This window comes from Microbacterium foliorum (genome assembly GCF_003367705.1).
GTDB classification, from domain to species: domain Bacteria; phylum Actinomycetota; class Actinomycetes; order Actinomycetales; family Microbacteriaceae; genus Microbacterium; species Microbacterium foliorum.
Genome location: NZ_CP031425.1, coordinates 1,721,720 through 1,741,166, shown reverse-complemented (window position 1 = coordinate 1,741,166; position 19,447 = coordinate 1,721,720). Strand labels below are relative to the sequence as shown.

The window sequence follows — 19,447 nt, the reverse complement described above, 5'->3', positions numbered from 1 at the left end:
TCAATAGGATCGAATCGACGACTTCAAGAGAAGTGCCGCTTCGGAAGGGCTGGACCGTGACCGCGACGCAGGAGAATGCAGCCGTGGCGGGCAGCCAGGGCGAGGGCCAGATCGCCCCGCTCATTCTCGGGCTCGCCGCAGTCATCACGGGCCTGATCGGCACGTTCTGGATCGGCATGGCAGGGCTGGTGTGGCGGCCGTGGGAGTTCGGCACGACCTACCACTGGGAAGGCTCCGAGAGCCCGTTGGGCGTGACCGTCGGACTGTTCTTCTTCGCCATCGCAGCGGGGCTGCTGCTCTGGCTTGTAGTGCGGGGCATCTGGACCTGGCGCAAGCGAAGCATTGCCGCGCGGGCCCTTGTCGTGGTGATGCCTCTCGTCGCGATCGCGCTGGTCCTCGCGGGGTGGGCGGTGCTGCTGTCGCCGGGAGCCAGTCAGCCGACATGGGGCCTGTGACTCGCGTCGCCGAAGCTGCGGAACAAGAGCCAGCCTCGACCGGAAGGGACGCGGGTCGGGGTCGTCTCGGCCTGAGCATCACGTTGCTGGTCTGCATTCCTGTGGCGGTCCTGCTGACCTGGCCGCAGGCACTCGCCGCGCAGCGCCTTTTCGGCATCGCACAGCTCATCGCATTCCGCGCCCCGATGGCACTCGCTCTCCTGTTCGCTGCCATCGTCGCTGCAGCGGTGTTCCTGCTGTTCCGACGGCGAGCCCGCCTGGTGGCAAGCATCGCCGCGGGGATCGCGGTCGTCACTCTGGCCGCGAGCGTCGGGAACGCTGGCGTTCTCCTGGTCCGCGGAAGCTCAGCGACGGGTGCAGCAGGACTCCCGGACGGCGATCTGACGGTTCTGGTGTGGAACGCCCAGGGCGGGGCGACCTCCCCTGCAGATGTCGCCGCGCTTGTCCTCGAGGTGCAAGCCGACGTCGTGAGCCTGCCGGAGATGGACGAAGACGCTGCCGCCGAGGTCTCGCGCCTGGTCGCCCTCGAGGGCATGCATCTGACACCAGCAACCACCCGCGCTGTGGCCGGCTCGCTCGAGGAGTCCTGGGTCCCGACGTCGTTGCTCGTCGCTGATGAACTCGGCAGCTACGAGCTCGACGAGGTTGTTGGTTCCACGCCTGGACTTCCCAGCGGCGTTTGGCGTCCGGCTGACGGAAACGGACCCGTGATCGTCGCGGCGCACCCGGCCGCGCCCCTGCCCGAGAGCATGGACGACTGGAGAGCAGGCCTGCAGTGGATCGCCGGGCAATGCAGCAGGCTCGGATCCGACGTCATCGTCGCCGGCGATTTCAACGCCACGGTCGATCATCTGGATCTCGGGCGCTGCCAGGACGCTGCGGTTGAGGCAACTGCAGCCCCTGCTGGTACCTGGCCATCCACCGTTCCTGCATGGCTGGCTTCGCCGATCGACCATGTGCTGGCCGGCGAAGCATGGTCGGTACTCGATGCCCGGGTTGTGGAGCCTTCGGCATCTGGTGGCACCGACCATCGGGCGTTCGTTGCGGTTCTCGAGGCGCGATAGCGCAGTCAACACATGGCGGCAGGGAGTCGTCCGGGTTCACATAGGAGAGTCGTCAGCATGGATTCAACGAAGCCGGTCGCGCTTTGGATAGAACCGGAGCCGGCGACGCGCTCCGAGCAGCTCATCGCGATCTCCACCGTCTGCTTGATCGGCGTCGGGATGGTTCTCGCGGTCTTTCACTTGTTTCTGATGATCACCGGACTCGTGCCGATAAACAACGGCGAATGGGGCTTCGCAGACGTCAGCTACCTGGCGCTGACGGCGCTCCTGTCCGTGCTGGTCCTGGTGCACGCCTCGCTAGGAGAGGACGCGCTTCGACCGCGGACGATGATCGTGCTGTCCAGCGTCATTGGAGGCATCGGAACGCTCATGGCTTTGACCAAAGGCTGGTTGATGCTCATCGGGCTGTTGTACTCGGATGAGTCATGGCGGGAGTCCGCCGTTTTCGCTCTGGTAGTGATGAGCATCGTTCCCTTTGCCCTGCCCTTCGCGAGCGGAGTCATTCTGGCCAGAAACGACTTCGAGCCCGTCAGGTGGCGCGTTCGCGCCGTGTCGATTGCGGTCGGAGCCGCCGCGCTCATCATCATGCTCGCGGCACTGATCCCGCGGTGGGCGCGGCTGGCTGAAAAGGGTGTCTGGTAACAGCTCAAGTAGTGCTGAATCATCACGTGCGGCGAGCACTGGCGGCCCCGTGATCTGAGCTCAAAATCAGGGTTGGGACGTCGGGCGGTGCGACGCACGGTCAGAGGTGGCACCGAGACGGTGAACGGGATCTTCGAGCCAAACGTTCCGATCTGCGAAGATCAACCCGTGAGCCTTACGAGCGAGTTGCGAGACGCGGGTTCGCCAGTACGTGCGTATCTTGACGGGATCTCCCCGCGGCTGAGTGGCACCCGCGGTAACACGCAAGCCGCTTATGCCATGGCCGCGACCTTGGGTCTGCCAGAGCTCTCCGACAGGGATCTTCTCATTCCTGTTCCCCGTGGTGTCGATGCGGCGCGGTCTGGGACAGCATTCGACATCCGCACCCGCCTTGCGTTGGATGGCTTCGACCTACAGGATTCAGCTTCAGCTGCTGGCATTACCGAACTGCCCCGTTTCATCGACGAGATCGAGAATGGGTTGCATCGGGCACGGATACTGACCGAAGCGTTCCAAGTGGCAGAACAGCTGCTGTCCGCGCCTTCGGACGAGGCTGATCTCGACCGCGCATCAATATTGCTCGCTCACTGCGAGCAGTTTTATCGGGCCGGGCCTGAGGCACTGAGCGGTTCTGTAGGCGCATCATGCGACGCCGTAGATGACGGGCTCTCGTTTGCCGCCTCGATCGATCCACTGGCGATCGCGGACATTCGTTCGCTGCTCGTGGCGAACGCATCCCAGATCAACGCCTGGCGCGACCGAATTGCCGACGGCGACCGCTTCGAGCCGAATCCGGGGTTCAGCGGTGCGATGCTGCTGGGCGGAGCTGATGGCGATTGGCTTGTCGGCGACACGCTGATCGACTGCAAGGTATACGCGGAGTTGAGCATTCCCAAGTTGCGCGGGTTTCTGCGGCAGTTGCTCGGGTATGTCATGCTCGATCTCGAAGACGAGTTGGCCGTGCGCAGTGTGGGCATCTGGCTTCCACGGCAAGGGCTCATGCCGATCTGGAGCCTTGAGCGACTGCTCGATGGCGATCCCGATGAGCTGCTGCCGACGTTGCGCGAAGGATTCGTGAACGCGACGAAGCGGAACCAGATCGCCGTTCACGTTCCCGTCTCAGAACGCCGCAAGCTGCAACTGCTGGCAGACAACCGCAACACACCCCATGCGATGCTCCTGGCGCTGGCTCTCGGGGACGACACGGACCTGAGGTTCCGAGTGGGAAGGAATCCCGCGACGCCTGAAGACACGCTGCGAACGCTGGCCGCAGACCGCTACGCGCGCGTACGTGAAGGCGTGGCAATGAACCCCGCGACGCCAAATGAGATACTGTCTGCGTTCGCTCAGGACACGAGCTTGATGGTGCGACGCGCGGCCGCCGCGAACGCAGGCGCATGGCGGCAAGAAGCGACTGGATCGGCTCACAGCATTGAGACGAGCTCGCCAGTCCCCCCTGCAGCAACCGGCACTGTTGCGAACACTCATGACCTGGTGGCGGTCCAGCCAGGGAATCCAGGTGCCTTGGCCCCGCATGCCGTGCAGATTCGCCAGGATCGCGACCCAGCTGATGCGAACCTCGGACTTCTGGAACAGCTGGTCCACCTCTTCATTGGCAACCGCCTTGGCTGGAATGCCGGTCTTCCGCTTCCGCAGGCAAGTCGTGTCTGGGCGGCGATTGCTGACCGGAGGAACGACCTTCCGGGACTGCTGAGGGTTTGGTTGACTCGTCTTGTTTGGGGTATTCAGGCCGCGTGAGCGGCTTGTGTGTTGATTATCTCGAACTCGATGGGTGTGAGCCTTCCGAGTCGTCGTTGCCGGCGTCGGCGGTGGTAGGTCCGCTCGATCCAGGTCACGATCTCGAGGCGGAGCTCTTGTCTCGAGTGCCACCTCTTCTTGTTGAGGACGTTCTTCTGCAGCAGCGCGAAGAACGACTCCATCGCCGCATTATCCGCGCAGGCGCCGACGCGCCCCATCGATCCCGTGATCCCGCTCTGGCGGAGCAGCTCGACGAACTTCCGCGACCGAAACTGGGACCCGCGGTCCGAGTGCAGCGTCGTTCCGAGGGGTTCGCGCAGCGCAACCGCGTTGCGAAGCGCGGCGACTGCCAGCTCCGCCGTCATCCGTGAATCGAGCGAGTAACCGACGATCCGGTTCGAGTGGACGTCTTTGATCGCGCAGAGATACAGCTTCCCCTCGTCCGTCCAGTGCTCGGTGATGTCGGTCAACCACAACTGGTCCGCCCGTGTCGCGGTGAAGTCGCGGAGCACGAGATCGTCGTGGACGGGCGGTCCGGCTTTCCGGTTCAGGCCGCGTTTCTTCGAGAACACCGACCACAGTTTCTGTTCAGAGCACAGCCGCCATACGCGCCGTTCCGATGCTGCCAGCCCGGCCTCGGCTTCGATCTCGTCGGAGATGAATCGATACCCGAACGCCGGGTCATCCCGGTGAAGGTCGACGGCGGCGTTGGTGAGGTGAGCGTTGTCCCAGTCGCGTTGCGACACGGGGTTCGCACGCCACCGGAAGAATGCTTGCTTGCTGAAGCCCAGCACCCGGCAGGTCACCGCGACCGGAATCCGGTCAGCGGCCAGTTCATGGACCAGCGGGAACATCATTTGGGGAGTGAGGCCTGTGACAGATACGCCGCCGCTCGGCGGAGGATCTCGTTCTCCTGCTCGAGTAACCGGATGCGTTTGCGCGCCTCTCGCAGCTCGGCTGCGTCGGCCTGGGTCACACCGGGCTTGATGCCGTCTTCGATGTCGGTGATCTTGAGCCAGCGTTGCAGGCACGACTCCGAGACGCCGAAGTCTTTCGCGATCCGGCTGATCGGGGCGTCGCCCCGACGCGCGACCGCGACGACATCGTTCCGGAACTCCTTGGGGAATGCTTTGGGCACGTTGACCATCCTCCCGTGAGAACCGAAATCCTCACAGCGTTGGAGTCAACCAAACCCTCAGCAGTCCCTGCTAGTTATCGTCCCGTTCACCCTGTTGTTTCGCACCGCTAAGTTAGGCGCGTCTTTCCTCGAAGCGTATCGGCGACCTCGGACATGAGTCCGGAACCCAGCCTGGTGCGTCGGGTGCGGGCTATCTGGTCGCGTAGAACGTCACCGCCGTCGCCGCAGCAACGTTCAGCGAGTCGACCCCACCCATCATGGGAATGGTCACGCGGCGATCGAGTAGGCGGTCAGTTGCTGGTGTGATGCCGTCGCCTTCGGTGCCGAACACCAGAGCGAGCTTCTCGTGATCTTCAGCGACCAGCTCGTCGAGGGTGATCGCTCCCTCCCCCAGCGTCATTCCCGCCACGACGTAGCCGGCGTCTTGCAGCTCGTGGATGCCTGCTGGCCACTCCGGAATCCGCGTCCACGGCACCTGGAACACCGTGCCCATGGAGACGCGCACGGAGCGCCGGTACAGAGGATCCGAGCAAGTTGGCGTCACCAGAACTGCGTCGATGCCGAGCGCTGCAGCGTTTCTCATCGCACTCCCGACATTGGCGTGGTCAGCCAATCCCTCTAGGATGGCGATGCGCGAGCGGGCCCTCCGTGGAGGCCCTGGAACGCGTGTTTTGGAGTCACACACGTTGGTGTGATCGCCGATGTTCTCGAGGATCAGCACCACGGAGGCGCCCTCGATCACCTCGCGCACCGACGGCAGCTCCGGGCGGTGCATCGACGCGATCGTGCCGCGGTGCACGGCGAAGCCGGTCACCGCCTCCGCCACCGCATCGGGGACGACGTACACGGGGACGTCCAGATCGCCCACGATCGCGCGGATGTCCTCCACCCTGCGCTCCTGCACAAGGACGGAGCGCGGACGGTGGCCCGCGGCGACCGCGCGGGCGATGACCTTGGTCGATTCGGCGATGTACAGCCCGCCCGAGGGATCGCTGCGCGTGCGCAACGCCGTGTCGGTCAGTCCGCGGTAGTCGTCGAGGCGTCGATCGTCGGCATCCGTCACAGTCAGCAGTTCCACGACTCCAGTCTGTCACCGACGCCGGATCGCCCCGTCGTCCGCACGCGGCCGCCGGGCATCCGGCGTGCGTGCGCACCGTAGACTCGATCGAGGAGGTCATGTGAGCGTGTCGAACACCGCCGAGTTGTCGGCCACCGTCGCCCGCGCCGCCGAGCTGCTGCGCGGAACGCGCATCGCCCTGCTCACCGGCGCCGGCCTGTCGACCGATTCCGGCATCCCCGCCTACCGGGGCGAAGGTGCCCCTGCGCGCAGCAACCCGATGACGATCCAGACCTACCTCGCCGACGAGCGCGCGCGACGTCGCTACTGGGTGGGCGGACATCTGGGCTGGCGGGCGTTCGCGCGCGCGGAGCCGAACGCGGGACACCGGGCGCTCGCGGAGATGGAATCGTCCGGCGTGGTCTCCGGGGTGATCACCCAGAACGTCGACGGTCTGCACCTGCGGGCGGGCAGCTCGCACGTCATCGAGGTGCACGGGACCATGCGCCGCGTGCTGTGTCTGCGCTGCGGACAGGTCTTCGACCGTCGCGACATCGCGGTGCAGATCGAGGAGCTCAACCCCTGGATCACCGTCCCCGAGAACATCGCACTGGCCCCCGACGGCGATGTGCTGCCCGAGACCACCGACGGCTTCGTGATCCCCGTCTGCACGGTGTGCGAGGGGATGCTGAAGCCGGACGTCGTGTTCTTCGGCGAGTACGTGCCGCTCGATCGCTTCCGGGCCGCGGAGTCCCTGCTGCGCTCGAGCACGGCGCTCATCGTCGCCGGCTCCTCGCTGGTCGTGAACTCCGGCGTGCGGCTCGTGGAGCGCGCGCGGCGTCGCGGCATCCCGCTGATCATCGTCAATCACGAGCCGACCAGAGCCGACGCCTGGGCCCACGTCACCATCGCGGCGGGCACCAGCGACGTGCTCCCCGCCCTCCAGGAGATGCTCCGATGACCCTCATCACCCTCGTCCGACACGGTCAGACCGACTGGAACCTCGGGCGCCGCATCCAGGGATCGACAGACATCCCGCTCAACGAGACGGGCAGGGCCGATGCCTACGCGGCCGCGGAGCGGCTGGCCGACGGGACGCACCACGCGGTGACCTCGAGTCCTCTCGCGCGCGCCCGCGAGACGGCGCAGATCATCGCCGACCGCCTCGGCCTCCCCCTCGGCGACGCCGTCGCGGACGTGCGCGAGCGGGAGTTCGGCGAAGGCGAGGGACTGCTCGTCGAGGAGTATCTCGCGAGATACGGCGACTGGCATGCGGAGGTCCCCGGCGCCGAGACGCTCGACGCGGTCGGCGATCGTGCCCTCGGCGCTCTGCACCGCATCGCGCGCGACTCACGGGGACGCACCGCACCGGTGGCCGAGTCGGTGATCGTCGTCGCGCACGGCGGTGTGATCCGCGCGGTGATCGATCGTGTCTCCGGAGGCACTCTGCCGCGGGACGGAGACGTGCTCGCCAACGGATCGGCTCACCGCTTCGAGGTGTCGCCGCACTCGGTGCGGCTGCTGGATCAGTTCGCGCTGATCTGACCGTGCGCGCCGGTCTGACCTCCTCGGCCGGGTCGACGAGGTTCGAATGGTCTCAGCCCGCGCGAGAGACGACCGACCGCGCGTGTCGGAGCACAGGCTCATCGATCATCCTGCCCTCGAATCGGAACACTCCGCGCTCGACGGCGGCAGCATCCAGCACCGCGCGCGCCCAGGCGAGCGTCGCGTCGTCCGGGCGGTAGGCGGCACGGATGATCGCGACCTGACTCGGGTGGATGCACGCGGTGGCCGTGAAGCCGGACGCGGCGGCATCGTTCGCTTCGCTCTCGAGCCCTGCGGTGTCGTCGATGTCGACGTGGACCGCGTCGATCGCCGCCTTGCCCTGTGCGCCGGACTCGAGGAGCACCCGCGAGCGGGCGTATCGCGCCACGTCCCGATAGCCCCCGTCCGGACGCCGGCTCGACGTGCCGCCGAGCGAGGCGACGAGGTCCTCCGCGCCCCACATCATGGCGACCACCTGCGGATGCGCGGCGATGCGGTGGGCCGCGTGCACGCCACGAGCCGTCTCGCACAGCGCGATCAGCGAGAAGCGCGGGTCGAACGGCGCGAGGCTCTCGGGGCTCTCCGTCTTGGCCACCATGACGGTGCGGAAGTCCGTCTGCGACAGCGTGGCGAGGTCGGACACGAACGCCTCGGTTCCTGGGGCGTTGACACGCACGACGACGCGATCGGGGTCGATGTCGGCGTCGATGAGATTGCCGCGGGCGCCGGCCTTGGCGGCCGGGAGCACCGCGTCTTCGAGGTCGAGGATCACGGCATCCGCCTTGTCGAGCGCACCCCGGAACCGCTCAGGGCGGTCGGCGGGGCAGAACAGGAGGGCGGGGCCGAGCGCGAAGGTCATCTCGTCTGCCCTTCCCCGTCGGGCAGCCGATGCACGAGCACCGTGCGGATCGCCGTCGCGACGACCACGTCGTCCTGATTCCGACCGGTGTGCGCGATGGTCACGATGCCCTGCCCCGGGCGCGATGCCGACTCTCGGCTCTCCACGATCACGCTCTCGGTGTAGAGGGTGTCGCCCGCGAACAGCGGATGCGGGAACGCGATGTCGCCGAGCCCGAGCTGGGCGACGAGCGTCCCCTGGGTGAGCTGGGCGACGGAGGCGCCGACCATGGTCGACAGGGTCCACATCGAGTTCATGAGTCGCTGCCGGAACGGCTCCTGGGTCGCGGCGAACGCCGCATCCAGGTGCAGGGCCTGGGTGTTCATGGTGAGGGTCGCGAAGAGCACGTTGTCCGCCTCCGTCGCGGTGCGGCCGGGTCGGTGCAGATACCGCGCACCCACCTCGAACTCCTCGAGATACAGGCCCCGTTGGACGATGTCGTGCGAGCTCATGCTGACACGCTACCCGGCGAGTCCGAGCGCGCGAGCGATCACCAGCAGCTGCACCTCGGTGGTGCCCTCGCCGATCTCGAGGATCTTCGAGTCGCGGTAGTGACGTGCCACCGGGAACTCGTTCATGAAGCCGTTGCCGCCGAAGATCTGGGTCGCTTCTCTGGCGTTGTCCATCGCCGCCTCGCCGGCGACGAGCTTGGCGATGGCGGCCTGCTCGGCGAACGGCTCACCGGCGTCGCGGAGTCGCGCGGCGTGGTGCCAGGCGAGTCGCGCGGTGTGCACCCGGGCGCGCATCCGGGCGAGGGTGAACTGCGCGTTCTGCCGGGTGCTCAGGGCGCTGCCGAAGATCGTGCGACTCTTCGCGTACTCCACCGACGCCTCCAGACACCCCTCCGCTGCACCGGTCGAGAGTGCGGCGATCGCGATGCGACCTTCATCGAGGATGCTGAGGAAATTGCGGAATCCGCTCCCCTCCGTGCCGAGGAGGTTCGCCGCGGGGACCCTGGCGCCGTCGAACGTGAGCGGATGCGTGTCCGAGGCGTTCCAGCCGACCTTGTCGTACGGTGCCTCGACGGTGAATCCGGGAGTGCCGTTGGGCACGATGATCGTCGATATCCGCTTGCGTCCTCCCTCTGTGCCCGTGACGGCGGTGACCGTGACGAATCTCGTGATCGGGGTGCCGGAGTTCGTGATGAACTGCTTCGATCCGTCGATCACCCACTCCTCCCCCTCCCGTCGCGCGGTGGTCCTGGTCGCACCCGCGTCGCTGCCGGCTTCGGGCTCGGTCAGACCGAAGCCGGCGAGAGCGCGACCGGCGAGCAGATCGGGCAGGAGCTCCTGCTTCTGCTCCTCGCTGCCGAAGCGGAAGACGGGCATCGCGCCGAGGCTGACGCCGGCCTCGAGGGTGATCGCGATCGACTGATCGACCCGACCCAGCGCCTCGATCGCGATGCCGAGCGCCATGTAGTCACCGCCCTGACCCCCGTACTCCTCGGGGAACGGCAGTCCGAAGAGGCCGAGGTCACCCATCTGCGCGACCACGTCCATCGAGAGGGTGTGCGTGCGGTCCGCCTCGTAGGCCTGCGGGGCGACGACGGTGTCGGCGAAATCGCGCACCATCGACGCGAGCTCGCGCTCCTCATCGGTCAGCTGTTCGTTCATCGGTTCTCCTCCGTCGTCACACGGGCGACCGCCTGGTCGCGCCGCACCTGATCACCCACACCCACCAGCAGCCGCACGACACCGTCGTGCGGCGCCGTCACCGGGTGCTCCATCTTCATCGCCTCGATCGAGATCAAGGGGGTGCCTGCTGCGACGGACGCCCCCTCGGTCACGTGCACCGCGACCACGCTGCCCGGCATCGGGGCACGGGCCTCGGGCCCTGCGGATGCCGTGCGCTCGTCGCGTGCGGCGAGTCTGCGCCTCATCCGGTCGCGCCGCGAGATCGGCCGGAGGCGAGCGGTGCGCCCGTCCTCCCCCACCCAGATCGCCCCGTCGTCATCGAGGGCCGCGGCGATGCCGTCCGCGGGTCGTTCCGGGGCCGGGCTGCTCGGGGATCCCCCGTGCGGCGAAGGTGCGTCCAGCACCTCGTCCCGGTCTGTGAGCAGCGACACGGACCGTGGCGCGGCGCGGCTCAGGTCGCGCCATACCGCGCCGGCGTGACGGAAGAGAGCCGCGTCGCGCCCCTGCTCTCCCTCACGCGCGAGCGCGGCCGCGGCCGTGAGCATCGCCGGCGTCGGCTCCTCGGCGGGCAGCGGCAGCAGCGTCTCGATGAGCCCGGTGTCGAGATCCCCGGCGACGACCCGTTCGTCCCGGCACAGACGTCGCAGGAACGCGATGTTCGTGTCGACGCCCAACACGATCGTCGTCCGCAGAGCCTCGTCGAGCCGCTTGAGCGCGGTGGCGCGGTCGGGAGCGACCGCGATGACCTTCGCGATCATCGGATCGTAGAAGCCGGTGACCTCGCTTCCCGTCTGCACGGCGGCATCGACCCGCACGCCGTCCGGCGGCGCGAACAGCAGGATCCGTCCCGTCGAGGGGAGAAAACCGCGCTCGGGCGACTCCGCGTACACCCGGGCCTCCACCGCGTGCCCGCGCACGGCGGGCGGAGGATCGAGCCGTCCACCCGCCGCGACCCGCAGCTGCAGGGCGACGAGGTCCAGTCCCGTCACCTCCTCGGTGACAGGATGCTCGACCTGCAGCCGGGTGTTCATCTCGATGAAGAAGACCTCGTCGGGCCGGTCGGAGTCGATGAGGAACTCCACGGTTCCCGCGCCCACGTACGAGACGCTGCGCGCCGCCTGGACGGCCGCCTCGAGCAGCCGTTCCCTCGTCGGCTCGGGAATGCCGGCCGACGGCGCCTCCTCGATGACCTTCTGATGGCGGCGCTGCAGAGTGCACTCGCGCTCGCCGAGTGCGATCACCGTGCCGTGTACGTCTCCGAAGACCTGCACCTCGATATGACGGGGACGCCGGATGAGCCGTTCCAGGATCAGCGCGTCGTCGCCGAAGGCGGACGCGGCGACGCGTCGCGCGGATGCCAGAGCGGCGCCCAGCGCCGAGGCATCCGCGACGATCTCCATGCCCTTGCCGCCGCCGCCCGCGCTGGGCTTGACGAGCAGGGGGAAGCCGACCGCTTCGGCCTCGTCGGCGATCTCCGCCTCCGAGAGGCCCCGCGCATCGAATCCCGGCACCACCGGCACCCCTGAGCGCACCACGTGGTCGCGGGCCTTGGCCTTGTCGCCCATCACCTGCAGCGCGTGCGTCGACGGCCCGATGAAGACGATGCCGCTCTCTGCGCACGCGTCGGCGAGACCGACGCTCTCGGAGAGGAAGCCGTAGCCGGGGTGGATGGCCTGGGCGCCGGTGCGGCGCGCTGCGCCGACGACGGCGTCGATGTCGAGATACGACTCCGCCGCGGGCGCGGCCCCGATCCGCACCGCCTCGTCGGCCTCGTGCACGTGCGGGGCATCGGCGTCCGCATCGCTGTACACCGCGACGCTGCGGATGCCGAGCCGGCGGAGCGTGCGGATGATCCGCCGGGCGATCTCGCCACGATTGGCGACGAGCACGGTGTCGAACGACGGATCTTCTGTGGTGCTGTGCGTGGTGGTCATCTCGATCACATCCGGAACAGGCCGAAGCGGGGCTCGGGCAGGGGGCTGCGGGCGATGACGTCGAGGGCGAGCCCCAGACGGTCACGGGTCTCGGTCGGGTCGATGATGCCGTCGTCCCAGAGCCGCGCGGTCGCGTAGTACGGCTCGCCCTGGGTCTCGTACGTCTCACGGATCGGCCGCTCGAACGCGGCGCGCTCGTCCTGGTCCCAGGCCTCCCCCTTCGCCGCGAGCTGGTCCTCTTTGACCGTGCCGAGGACGGAGGCGGCCTGCGCACCGCCCATGACGGAGATCCGGCTGGCGGGCCAGGTCCACAGGAACCGCGGAGAGTAGGCGCGGCCGCACATCGAGTAGTTCCCGGCGCCGAAGGAGCCTCCGATGATCACCGTGAGCTTGGGCGCGCGCGTGCTCGCCACGGCGGTGACCATCTTGGCCCCGTCCTTCGCGATCCCGCCGGCCTCTGCGTCGGATCCGACCATGAAACCGGTGATGTTCTGCAGGAACAGCAGCGGGATGCCGCGCTGATCGCACAGTTCGATGAAGTGCGCGCCCTTGAGTGCCGATTCGCTGAAGAGAACGCCGTTGTTGGCGACGATTCCGATCGGGTGTCCGTGCAGACGAGCGAAGCCGGTGATCAACGTCGTGGCGTATTCGGCCTTGAACTCGTGGAACGAGTCGCCGTCGACGAGGCGGTCGATCACCTCGTGCACGTCGTAGGCCGCGTTCACATCGACCGGCACGACGTCGTACAGCGACCCCTCTTCGGCGGGAGCGCGAGTCTCGTGCACCTCCCATGAGGGGCCGGCAGGTGCCGGCAGAGTGGCCACGATGTCCCGGAGGATCTCGAGGGCGTGCTCGTCGTCCTCCGCGAGGTGATCGACGACGCCGCTGCGTCTGGCATGCATCTCGCCCCCGCCGAGTTCTTCGGCCGAGACGATCTCCCCGATCGCGGCCTTCACCAACGGGGGCCCGCCGAGGAAGATGGTGCCCTGATCGCGCACGATCACGGTCTCGTCGCTCATCGCCGGCACGTATGCGCCACCCGCCGTGCATGAACCGAGCACCGCGGCCAGCTGAGGGATGCCCGCAGCCGACATCCGCGCCTGGTTGTAGAAGATGCGGCCGAAGTGCTCCCGATCAGGGAACACCTCATCCTGCTTCGGCAGGAACGCTCCGCCCGAGTCCACCAGATACAGGCACGGCAACAGGTTCTCGAGGGCGATCTCCTGCGCACGCAGGTGCTTCTTGACCGTGAGCGGCAGGTAGGTTCCCCCCTTGACGGTCGCGTCGTTGCACACCACCATCACGTGGCGACCGTGCACGAGCCCGATCCCGGCGATGACACCCGCAGCGGGAGCCTCTCCCCCGTAGAGTCCCTCGGCGGCCAGCGGTGAGATCTCGAGGAACGGGCTGCCCTCGTCGAGCAGCCGGGCGACACGGTCGCGCGGCAGCAGCTTGCCCCGCGCGAGGTGCCTCTGCCTGGACTGCTCGGGACCGCCCCGCGCCGCCGACATAAGTCGCTGGTGCAGCTCCGCCGCGAGCTCCTGCTGGGTTGCCGGCATCGTGACGTCCTCCTCGACCCACGTGGCGCCGGCGACATCGCTCTGGCGCACGTCATGCATTCTCGGTTAGTGTGCACTAACCGATGACATCAGGTTAGCGAGGATTAACTGAGATGACAAGCCCCGTCACCGCGCGCGATCGCGCCAAGGCAGAGCGCTCGGACGCGATCCTCCGCGAGGCCGCCCGGCTGTTCGCCCGGAGCGGGTACAACGGCGTGAGCCTCGAGGACATCGGTGCGGCGGTCGGCGTGTCCGGCCCCGCCGTCTATCGTCATTTCGCGGGCAAGCAGTCCCTCCTCGGTGCCGTGCTGGTGAAGGTCAGCGTCGACCTCGTCGACGGCGGATCGCGCGTTGCGGCGGAAGGCTCGACGCCCGAGGAGCGGATGCGAGCGCTGATCGAGTTCCACGTGGAGTTCGCCCTCGGCCATGCGGATGTGATCCGCGTGCAGGACCGGGATGTGGCGCATCTCGATGCGCGCGACCACGCAGAGGTCCGGCGCCTGCAGCGCGCCTACATCGAGCTGTGGATCGAGACCCTCTCCCCCCTCATCGACGCCGACGCGGATGAGAGGCGACTGCGGGTGCAGGCGTGCTTCGGACTCATCAACTCCACGCCGCACAGCACCAGGGCGGCCGCCAGACAGCGCTCCGCCACCGCGGCCGTGCTGGCCGCGATGGCGGAATCGGCTCTGCGCGCGGTCACCTGAGCAGCATCGCCCGCCCCGGCTGCTCCAAGACGTCAGCGACGTCGCGGAGGAAGCGCGCACCCTCGGCGCCGTCCACCAGGCGGTGATCGAACGACAGACTCAGTGTCATCATCTGTCGCAGTGCGATCTCGCCGCGGTACTCCCAAGGCTGACGCCGGACGGCGCCGACCGCGAGGATGCCGGACTGTCCCGGGGGAAGGATCGGCGTCCCCGCATCCACACCGAAGACTCCGATGTTGGAGATCGAGAAGGTACCGCCGAGGAGTTCGGCGGGCGAGGTCCTGCCCGACCGCGCGGTCGCTGCGAGAGAGCCCAGCGCATCGGCCAGCTCTACGAGGGTGAGCGTCTGCGCGTCGCGGATGTGTGGCACTATCAGTCCGCGCTCGGTCGCCGCGGCGATACCGAGATCGACGTAGTCGTAGCGGACGATCTCGCCGGATCCGGCCTCCCACCGAGCGTTCAGCTCCGGTGCCCGGCCCAGGGCCAGGCAGACGGCCTTGGCGATGACGGCGAGCGGACCGATCCGATGATCTGTGAGTGCACGGTCCTCCTTGAGCGACGCCAGCAGCTCCATGGTCGCGGTGACGTCGACGGTGTGGAAGATCGTGACGTGTGGAGCCGTGAACGCGCTCTCGACCATGGCCGCCGCGGTGTGCTTGCGCACGCCGCGGATGGGAATACGCGTCTCCCGTCGACCGTCGCGCGCGCCAGACGCCGTGGCAGACACCGCGTCGGACACGTCGTCGGGCACGGGGTGGGGCACGACATCGGGCGCGGCACCGTCGATGCGTCGCCCGTAGTCGTCGATGTCGTCTCGGGTGATGACACGATCGCCCACCACCGTGGCGACCAGAGCGAGATCGATCCCCCGGCGCTTCGCGTACGCCCTCACGGGTGGCGTCGATCGAGGCCGCTCGACCGTCGTCTCCACGCTCGCGCGGGGTGACGCATCGTGCGGGGCCGCCTCCAGGACGGCGATGTCTGCGGCTCGCGGCGCCGCCTCGGTGCGACGGGCCCGGCGGGCGGGTCTGCCGGCCGATGAGGGGGCGGCTCCGTATCCGACCAGGTTCGGCTGCGCCTTCTCCTCCCCGCGCGCCTCCTCGGACGGGCTCTGCGGCTTCGAGGCACCGTCGGATCCCGCGACCTCGAATGCGATGAGGGGCGCGCCCACCAGGACGGTCTCGCCTGCCCCGGCGTGCAGCACGGTCACCCGGCCTTCGTACGGCGAGGGCAGCTCGACCACGGCCTTCGCGGTCTCGACCTCGGCCAGCGTCTGATTCAGGGCCACCTCATCGCCCGGCGCGACGAGCCACTGCACCACCTCCGCCTCGGCGAGACCTTCGCCGAGGTCGGGCAGTCGGAACTCCGCGATCATGCGTCCGCTCCTGTCAGGCTGTGCGGGCGGTCCAGCACCCTGTCGACCGCATCCAGCACTCGGTCGAGATCGGGAAGGTGGTATTTCTCGAGCTTCGCCGGCGGATACGGCACGTCGTGTCCCGTGACCCGCAGCGGAGCGGACTCGAGGTACTCGAAGCACCGCTCGGTGATGCTGGCGATGACCTCGGCGGCGACCCCGGCCTCTCGCGAGGCCTCATGCGCGACGACGACGCGACCGGTCTTGCGCACCGACGCCGCGACGGTGCCGTAGTCGACCGGCGACAGGGACCGCAGGTCGATGACCTCGAGCGAGATCCCCTCATCCTCCGCGGCTTCTGCGGCCTGCAGCGCCGTCGTCACCATCGCCCCATAGGTGATGAGCGTGGCATCCGCGCCCGTGCGCACGACGCGGGCGAGACCCATCGGCGCGGCGTCCGCCAGCGGCGCATCGAGATCGACCTGTCCCTTGTGGTGGTAGAGCCGCTTGGGCTCGAAGAAGATCACCGGGTCGTCGGAGGCGATCGCCTGGCGCAGGCTGCGGTAGGCGTCCTCGGGGTTCGACACGGCGATCACCCTGAGCCCTGCGGTGTGCACGAAGTAGGCCTCCGGCGACTCCGAGTGATGCTCGGCGGCACCGATGCCCCCGGCCCAGGGGATGCGGATGGTGATGGGCATCCGGACACGCCCCTGTGTGCGGTAGTGCAGCTTGGCGACCTGCGCCACGATCTGATCGAACGCCGGGTAGACGAAGCCGTCGAACTGGATCTCGACCACGGGACGGTAGCCGCGGAACGCGAGTCCCACAGCCGTTCCGACGATCCCGGATTCGGCCAGCGGGGTGTCGATGACCCGCTTCGCACCGAATTCGTCGAGCAGCCCGTCGGTGATCCGGAAGACCCCGCCGAGCTTGCCGATGTCCTCTCCGAGCAGGACGACCCGGTCGTCGTCGCGCATAGCCTGACGCAGTCCCGCGCCGAGCGCCTTCCCGAGGGTCATCTCCGCAGCGGCCATGGTCACGCCTCGCCTTCGAAGGACGCGAGGTGGGCGGCGTACTCGTCGCGCTGACGGTCGAGTCCCGAATGCGGCTCGGCGTAGACGCCGTCGAACACGGCGAGCGGCGGACGCGTCACCATGCCGAGGCACTCCGCGCGCATCTCGCGCGCGATGTCGTCGGCGGCCTCCTGCGTCGCGGCCACGTGGTCGTCACCGAGTTCGCCGAGTTCGCGCAGGTGCGCTTCCAGACGGGAGATGGGGTCGCGTCGCCGCCACTCGTCGAGCTCCGTCTGCGGGCGATAGCGGGTCGGGTCGTCTGCCGTCGTGTGAGGGCCCATCCGATAGGTCACCGCTTCGATGTATGCGGGCCCCTTGCCGGCGCGCGCGTGTGCCAGCGCCCACCGCATCGCCGCCATGCAGGCGAGCACGTCGTTGCCGTCGACGCGGACGCTCGGGATGCCGAACCCCGGTGCGCGACCCGCGATCGGATACGCGGACTGCACGGACACCGGCTCCGAGATCGCCCAGTGATTGTTCTGGCAGACGAACACCACGGGCGCTCCGTACGACGCCGCGAAGATCATCGCCTCGTTCACATCGCCCTGGCTGGTCGCTCCGTCGCCGAAATACGTCACGGCCACCTCGTCGGCCTCGTCGTGGAGGATGCCGAGTCCGTAGCCCACCGCGTGCAGGGTCTGCGCGCCGATGATGATCTGCAGAGGGGCGACGCGCAGAGCCTCGGGGTCGTGACCCGCGCCTTCCTCCCCACGCCACATGCGCACGTAGTCGCCGGGCTTCGCACCCCGCGCGTAGATCACACCGGTCTCGCGGTAGCTGGGGAACACGTAGTCCCTCGCGGCCAGCGCGCGAGCCGTGCCGATCTGCGTGGCCTCCTGACCCTGACACGGAGCCCACAGCCCCAGCTGGCCCTGCCGCTGCAGCGCGACGCCCTCCGCGTCGATGCGGCGGAGGATGACCATGTCGCGGTGCAGTGCGCGCAGCTGCTCGGCGTCGACGTCGTCGACGAAGGCGTCGAGTCGGGGGTTCGCGACGCGCTGACCGTCCGGCGCGATCATGCGCTCGGTGAGCTCGAGATCCTGCGCGGTGTCGGCGATCGGGGTGACCTGCGGTGACATCGTCGTCCTCCTGGGTTCGTGGCTGTCGGCTCGGGTTCTCCGCACAGCCCCGGCCTCATCGCCGGTTCACTCGAGCGTACGTCCGCTCATCACCTCGCTCAAGCAACTGCGATCGGCTTGAGCATGTTGCCAAATATGGCCTCCGTCGGCCCTGGTATCGTTTGGCACTATGGCTGGACTCGACCGGATAGATCTCGAACTGCTCGCCGCTCTCTCGGATGACCCGAGGGTCACCATCGTCGCCCTCGCCGAAAATCTCGGCCTCTCGCGCAACACCATCCAGGCGCGTATGGCTCGGCTGGAGCAGACGGGGATCTTCCAGTCCTACGAGCGCTCGTTCTCCACCGACGTGCTGGGCTTCCCGCTGCAGGCTTTCGTGAGCATCGGCGTGCGTCAGACCGAGCTCCCTCGCATCATCACCGAGCTCGCGCGGATTCCCGAGGTCGTGCAGGCGCACGGCCTCAGCGGATCGATCGACCTGCTGGCGCGCGTCGCCTGCCGCGACGCGCGGCATCTGTTCGACACCGACGCACGCATCCTGTCCATCGAGGGCGTGGAGCGCACCGAGACCTCACTGGCGATGGGCGAGGTGATCCCGTTCCGGGTCGCCGGTCTCATCGGCCTCGCGCGACGGGAATCCTGAGGAAGCGGCGGACGGCGCCCGCCGCTTCGGCCGGCGTCTCGTAGTGGATCAGGTGTCCGACGTGCGCGATCTCGACGAGGGTCGCCTCGTCGAAGCGGGTGGCCAGCTCACGCTCGACCTCGATCGGGGTGATGTCGTCGCGCTGGGCGGCGATCAGCAGTGTGGGGGTGGCGATCTCCGACGCGAACTCGCTGACGTCGTGCGACACGCTGGTGACGAATGCGTCGCGCAGCACATCGCGGTCGGCGAAGCGTGAGAAGTAGGTGTCGTGCTGGTCGTGGATGAAGCGGCGCAGACCCCGATCCGAGGTCTTCGCCATCGTGACGCTCATCACTCTGACGACCGCCCTGTTGCGCAGCAGCGCGGTGCCCAGCTTCTCCGGAAGCCGCGCTCCCAGGGCGTAGTAAAGCACCGCGAGGCGGGTCATGATCCCCTTCGGCCCCTCCAGGGCCGGAGCGCCGATCGGGTTGACCAGGATCAGCTTCGGCGTCTCCAGGCCGCCCGCCACCGCAGCAGCGGCGACGATGGACCCGAAGGAATGGCCGAGGATCACGGCGCCGGGCGCGACCGCGTCCGAGAACTCGCGCAGCCATCCGACGTACTCGTCGAGATCGTACGTTCGCCCGCTCACCGGAGCGGTCTCGCCGAACCCCGGGAGATCCGGAGCGATCACACGGACCTCGGGGAGATACGCGAGGACGGGTTCGAGACCGTGGTGCTCCCCGCGGAAGCCGTGCACGGCGATGATCGTCGTCGCGGCGTCGGCAGGACCGTACGTCCAGTAGGCCGTCGTGCCCCCGCGCACCTCCACCTCGTGACGTTCGACCGGAAGTCGGCTGAGGCGGTCGGCATAGGGCGAGGGCACGGGCATGCGTCCAGTGTACGGAGGCCGGGAGCGGCATCCCGT

Annotated in this window: 19 protein-coding genes; 8 read left to right on the top strand and 11 right to left on the bottom strand. The window is 68.2% G+C overall.

What is annotated here, in order from left to right; all coding sequences use genetic code 11:
• The first annotated feature begins 83 nt into the window (after window positions 1-83).
• The 4 genes from DXT68_RS08055 to DXT68_RS08040 all read left to right on the top strand — a co-directional run bounded on the left by DXT68_RS08055 (window position 84) and on the right by DXT68_RS08040 (window position 3,919).
• Window positions 84-455, top strand: a complete 372-nt coding sequence (locus DXT68_RS08055) for a hypothetical protein (protein WP_156149315.1) — start codon at window positions 84-86, stop codon at window positions 453-455.
• Window positions 452-1,519: an endonuclease/exonuclease/phosphatase family protein gene (locus DXT68_RS08050; RefSeq protein WP_162829114.1), complete on the top strand. Its 1,068-nt coding sequence runs from the start codon at window positions 452-454 to the stop codon at window positions 1,517-1,519. The genes DXT68_RS08055 and DXT68_RS08050 overlap by 4 nt, the downstream gene beginning before the upstream one ends.
• Before the next feature lie 57 nt (window positions 1,520-1,576).
• Complete coding sequence (locus tag DXT68_RS08045; protein WP_045255156.1) at window positions 1,577-2,161, top strand: hypothetical protein; 585 nt, start codon at window positions 1,577-1,579, stop codon at window positions 2,159-2,161.
• A gap of 279 nt (window positions 2,162-2,440) precedes the next feature.
• Window positions 2,441-3,919 (top strand): hypothetical protein, encoded by a 1,479-nt coding sequence (locus DXT68_RS08040; protein WP_052677826.1) that lies wholly within the window; start codon window positions 2,441-2,443, stop codon window positions 3,917-3,919.
• Here the strand turns inward: DXT68_RS08040 and DXT68_RS08035 are convergent.
• Together DXT68_RS08035 and DXT68_RS08030 are read right to left on the bottom strand one after the other, a co-directional pair.
• Window positions 3,907-5,057 (bottom strand): IS3 family transposase gene (locus DXT68_RS08035; protein WP_115760554.1). Its coding sequence is split into 2 segments (ribosomal slippage): window positions 3,907-4,790 and window positions 4,790-5,057, totalling 1,152 coding nucleotides; the frame shifts between segments, so codons are not numbered across the junction. The genes DXT68_RS08040 and DXT68_RS08035 overlap by 13 nt on opposite strands.
• 190 nt (window positions 5,058-5,247) lie before the next feature.
• Window positions 5,248-6,135, bottom strand: a complete 888-nt coding sequence (locus tag DXT68_RS08030; RefSeq protein WP_045255158.1) for a TrmH family RNA methyltransferase — start codon at window positions 6,133-6,135, stop codon at window positions 5,248-5,250.
• A 100-nt stretch (window positions 6,136-6,235) separates the two neighbouring features.
• On the opposite strand from DXT68_RS08030, the gene DXT68_RS08025 reads away from it, so the two are divergent.
• Together DXT68_RS08025 and DXT68_RS08020 are read left to right on the top strand one after the other, a co-directional pair.
• Complete coding sequence (locus DXT68_RS08025; protein WP_045255159.1) at window positions 6,236-7,075, top strand: Sir2 family NAD-dependent protein deacetylase; 840 nt, start codon at window positions 6,236-6,238, stop codon at window positions 7,073-7,075.
• Complete coding sequence (locus DXT68_RS08020; protein WP_045255160.1) at window positions 7,072-7,659, top strand: histidine phosphatase family protein; 588 nt, start codon at window positions 7,072-7,074, stop codon at window positions 7,657-7,659. Before DXT68_RS08025 ends, DXT68_RS08020 begins: the two co-directional genes overlap by 4 nt.
• 52 nt (window positions 7,660-7,711) lie before the next feature.
• Here DXT68_RS08020 and DXT68_RS08015 read toward each other — a convergent pair whose 3' ends face one another.
• The 5 genes from DXT68_RS08015 to DXT68_RS07995 are packed head-to-tail and all read right to left on the bottom strand — an operon-like array spanning window position 7,712 to window position 13,684.
• Window positions 7,712-8,518: an HpcH/HpaI aldolase/citrate lyase family protein gene (locus DXT68_RS08015; RefSeq protein WP_045255161.1), complete on the bottom strand. Its 807-nt coding sequence runs from the start codon at window positions 8,516-8,518 to the stop codon at window positions 7,712-7,714.
• Window positions 8,515-9,009 carry a MaoC family dehydratase gene (locus DXT68_RS08010; protein ID WP_045255162.1) on the bottom strand — a complete coding sequence of 165 codons (495 nt, stop codon included), beginning with the start codon at window positions 9,007-9,009 and terminating at the stop codon, window positions 8,515-8,517. Before DXT68_RS08010 ends, DXT68_RS08015 begins: the two co-directional genes overlap by 4 nt.
• A gap of 9 nt (window positions 9,010-9,018) precedes the next feature.
• Window positions 9,019-10,170 (bottom strand): acyl-CoA dehydrogenase family protein, encoded by a 1,152-nt coding sequence (locus DXT68_RS08005; protein ID WP_045255163.1) that lies wholly within the window; start codon window positions 10,168-10,170, stop codon window positions 9,019-9,021.
• Window positions 10,167-12,125 (bottom strand): ATP-binding protein, encoded by a 1,959-nt coding sequence (locus DXT68_RS08000; protein WP_045255626.1) that lies wholly within the window; start codon window positions 12,123-12,125, stop codon window positions 10,167-10,169. Before DXT68_RS08000 ends, DXT68_RS08005 begins: the two co-directional genes overlap by 4 nt.
• Before the next feature lie 5 nt (window positions 12,126-12,130).
• Window positions 12,131-13,684, bottom strand: coding sequence for a carboxyl transferase domain-containing protein (locus DXT68_RS07995; protein ID WP_045255627.1), 1,554 nt, complete (start codon window positions 13,682-13,684; stop codon window positions 12,131-12,133).
• Window positions 13,685-13,797: 113 nt separating this feature from the next.
• Here DXT68_RS07995 and DXT68_RS07990 point away from each other — a divergent pair, with 113 nt between their 5' ends.
• Window positions 13,798-14,391 carry a TetR/AcrR family transcriptional regulator gene (locus DXT68_RS07990; protein ID WP_045255164.1) on the top strand — a complete coding sequence of 198 codons (594 nt, stop codon included), beginning with the start codon at window positions 13,798-13,800 and terminating at the stop codon, window positions 14,389-14,391.
• Here the strand turns inward: DXT68_RS07990 and DXT68_RS07985 are convergent.
• The 3 genes from DXT68_RS07985 to pdhA are packed head-to-tail and all read right to left on the bottom strand — an operon-like array spanning window position 14,384 to window position 17,897.
• Entirely contained in the window at window positions 14,384-15,766 is a 1,383-nt protein-coding gene (locus DXT68_RS07985) for a dihydrolipoamide acetyltransferase family protein (RefSeq protein WP_045255165.1), read from the bottom strand. The genes DXT68_RS07990 and DXT68_RS07985 overlap by 8 nt on opposite strands.
• On the bottom strand, window positions 15,763-16,779 hold the full coding sequence (locus DXT68_RS07980; RefSeq protein WP_082069025.1) for an alpha-ketoacid dehydrogenase subunit beta: 1,017 nt from the start codon (window positions 16,777-16,779) through the stop codon (window positions 15,763-15,765). The genes DXT68_RS07985 and DXT68_RS07980 overlap by 4 nt, the downstream gene beginning before the upstream one ends.
• 2 nt (window positions 16,780-16,781) lie before the next feature.
• On the bottom strand, window positions 16,782-17,897 hold the full coding sequence (gene pdhA / locus DXT68_RS07975) for a pyruvate dehydrogenase (acetyl-transferring) E1 component subunit alpha (RefSeq protein WP_045255166.1): 1,116 nt from the start codon (window positions 17,895-17,897) through the stop codon (window positions 16,782-16,784).
• 169 nt (window positions 17,898-18,066) lie between these two features.
• Between pdhA and DXT68_RS07970 the strand changes: the two genes are divergently transcribed.
• Window positions 18,067-18,540 carry an Lrp/AsnC family transcriptional regulator gene (locus tag DXT68_RS07970; protein ID WP_045255167.1) on the top strand — a complete coding sequence of 158 codons (474 nt, stop codon included), beginning with the start codon at window positions 18,067-18,069 and terminating at the stop codon, window positions 18,538-18,540.
• Here the strand turns inward: DXT68_RS07970 and DXT68_RS07965 are convergent.
• Window positions 18,512-19,411 (bottom strand): alpha/beta fold hydrolase, encoded by a 900-nt coding sequence (locus tag DXT68_RS07965; protein ID WP_045255168.1) that lies wholly within the window; start codon window positions 19,409-19,411, stop codon window positions 18,512-18,514. The genes DXT68_RS07970 and DXT68_RS07965 overlap by 29 nt on opposite strands.
• Window positions 19,412-19,447: the final 36 nt, after the last annotated feature.

Coding starts and splice junctions, on each gene's coding strand:
- DXT68_RS08010 (WP_045255162.1), bottom strand. CDS start 9,009: ATGAGCTCGCACGACATCGTCCAACGGGGCCTGTATCTCGAGGAGTTC.
- DXT68_RS07990 (WP_045255164.1), top strand. CDS start 13,798: ATGACAAGCCCCGTCACCGCGCGCGATCGCGCCAAGGCAGAGCGCTCG.
- DXT68_RS08015 (WP_045255161.1), bottom strand. CDS start 8,518: ATGACCTTCGCGCTCGGCCCCGCCCTCCTGTTCTGCCCCGCCGACCGC.
- DXT68_RS07995 (WP_045255627.1), bottom strand. CDS start 13,684: ATGCCGGCAACCCAGCAGGAGCTCGCGGCGGAGCTGCACCAGCGACTT.
- DXT68_RS08040 (WP_052677826.1), top strand. CDS start 2,441: ATGGCCGCGACCTTGGGTCTGCCAGAGCTCTCCGACAGGGATCTTCTC.
- DXT68_RS07970 (WP_045255167.1), top strand. CDS start 18,067: ATGGCTGGACTCGACCGGATAGATCTCGAACTGCTCGCCGCTCTCTCG.
- DXT68_RS08005 (WP_045255163.1), bottom strand. CDS start 10,170: ATGAACGAACAGCTGACCGATGAGGAGCGCGAGCTCGCGTCGATGGTG.
- DXT68_RS08000 (WP_045255626.1), bottom strand. CDS start 12,125: ATGACCACCACGCACAGCACCACAGAAGATCCGTCGTTCGACACCGTG.
- DXT68_RS08020 (WP_045255160.1), top strand. CDS start 7,072: ATGACCCTCATCACCCTCGTCCGACACGGTCAGACCGACTGGAACCTC.
- pdhA (WP_045255166.1), bottom strand. CDS start 17,897: ATGTCACCGCAGGTCACCCCGATCGCCGACACCGCGCAGGATCTCGAG.
- DXT68_RS07980 (WP_082069025.1), bottom strand. CDS start 16,779: ATGGCCGCTGCGGAGATGACCCTCGGGAAGGCGCTCGGCGCGGGACTG.
- DXT68_RS08045 (WP_045255156.1), top strand. CDS start 1,577: ATGGATTCAACGAAGCCGGTCGCGCTTTGGATAGAACCGGAGCCGGCG.
- DXT68_RS07985 (WP_045255165.1), bottom strand. CDS start 15,766: ATGATCGCGGAGTTCCGACTGCCCGACCTCGGCGAAGGTCTCGCCGAG.
- DXT68_RS07965 (WP_045255168.1), bottom strand. CDS start 19,411: ATGCCCGTGCCCTCGCCCTATGCCGACCGCCTCAGCCGACTTCCGGTC.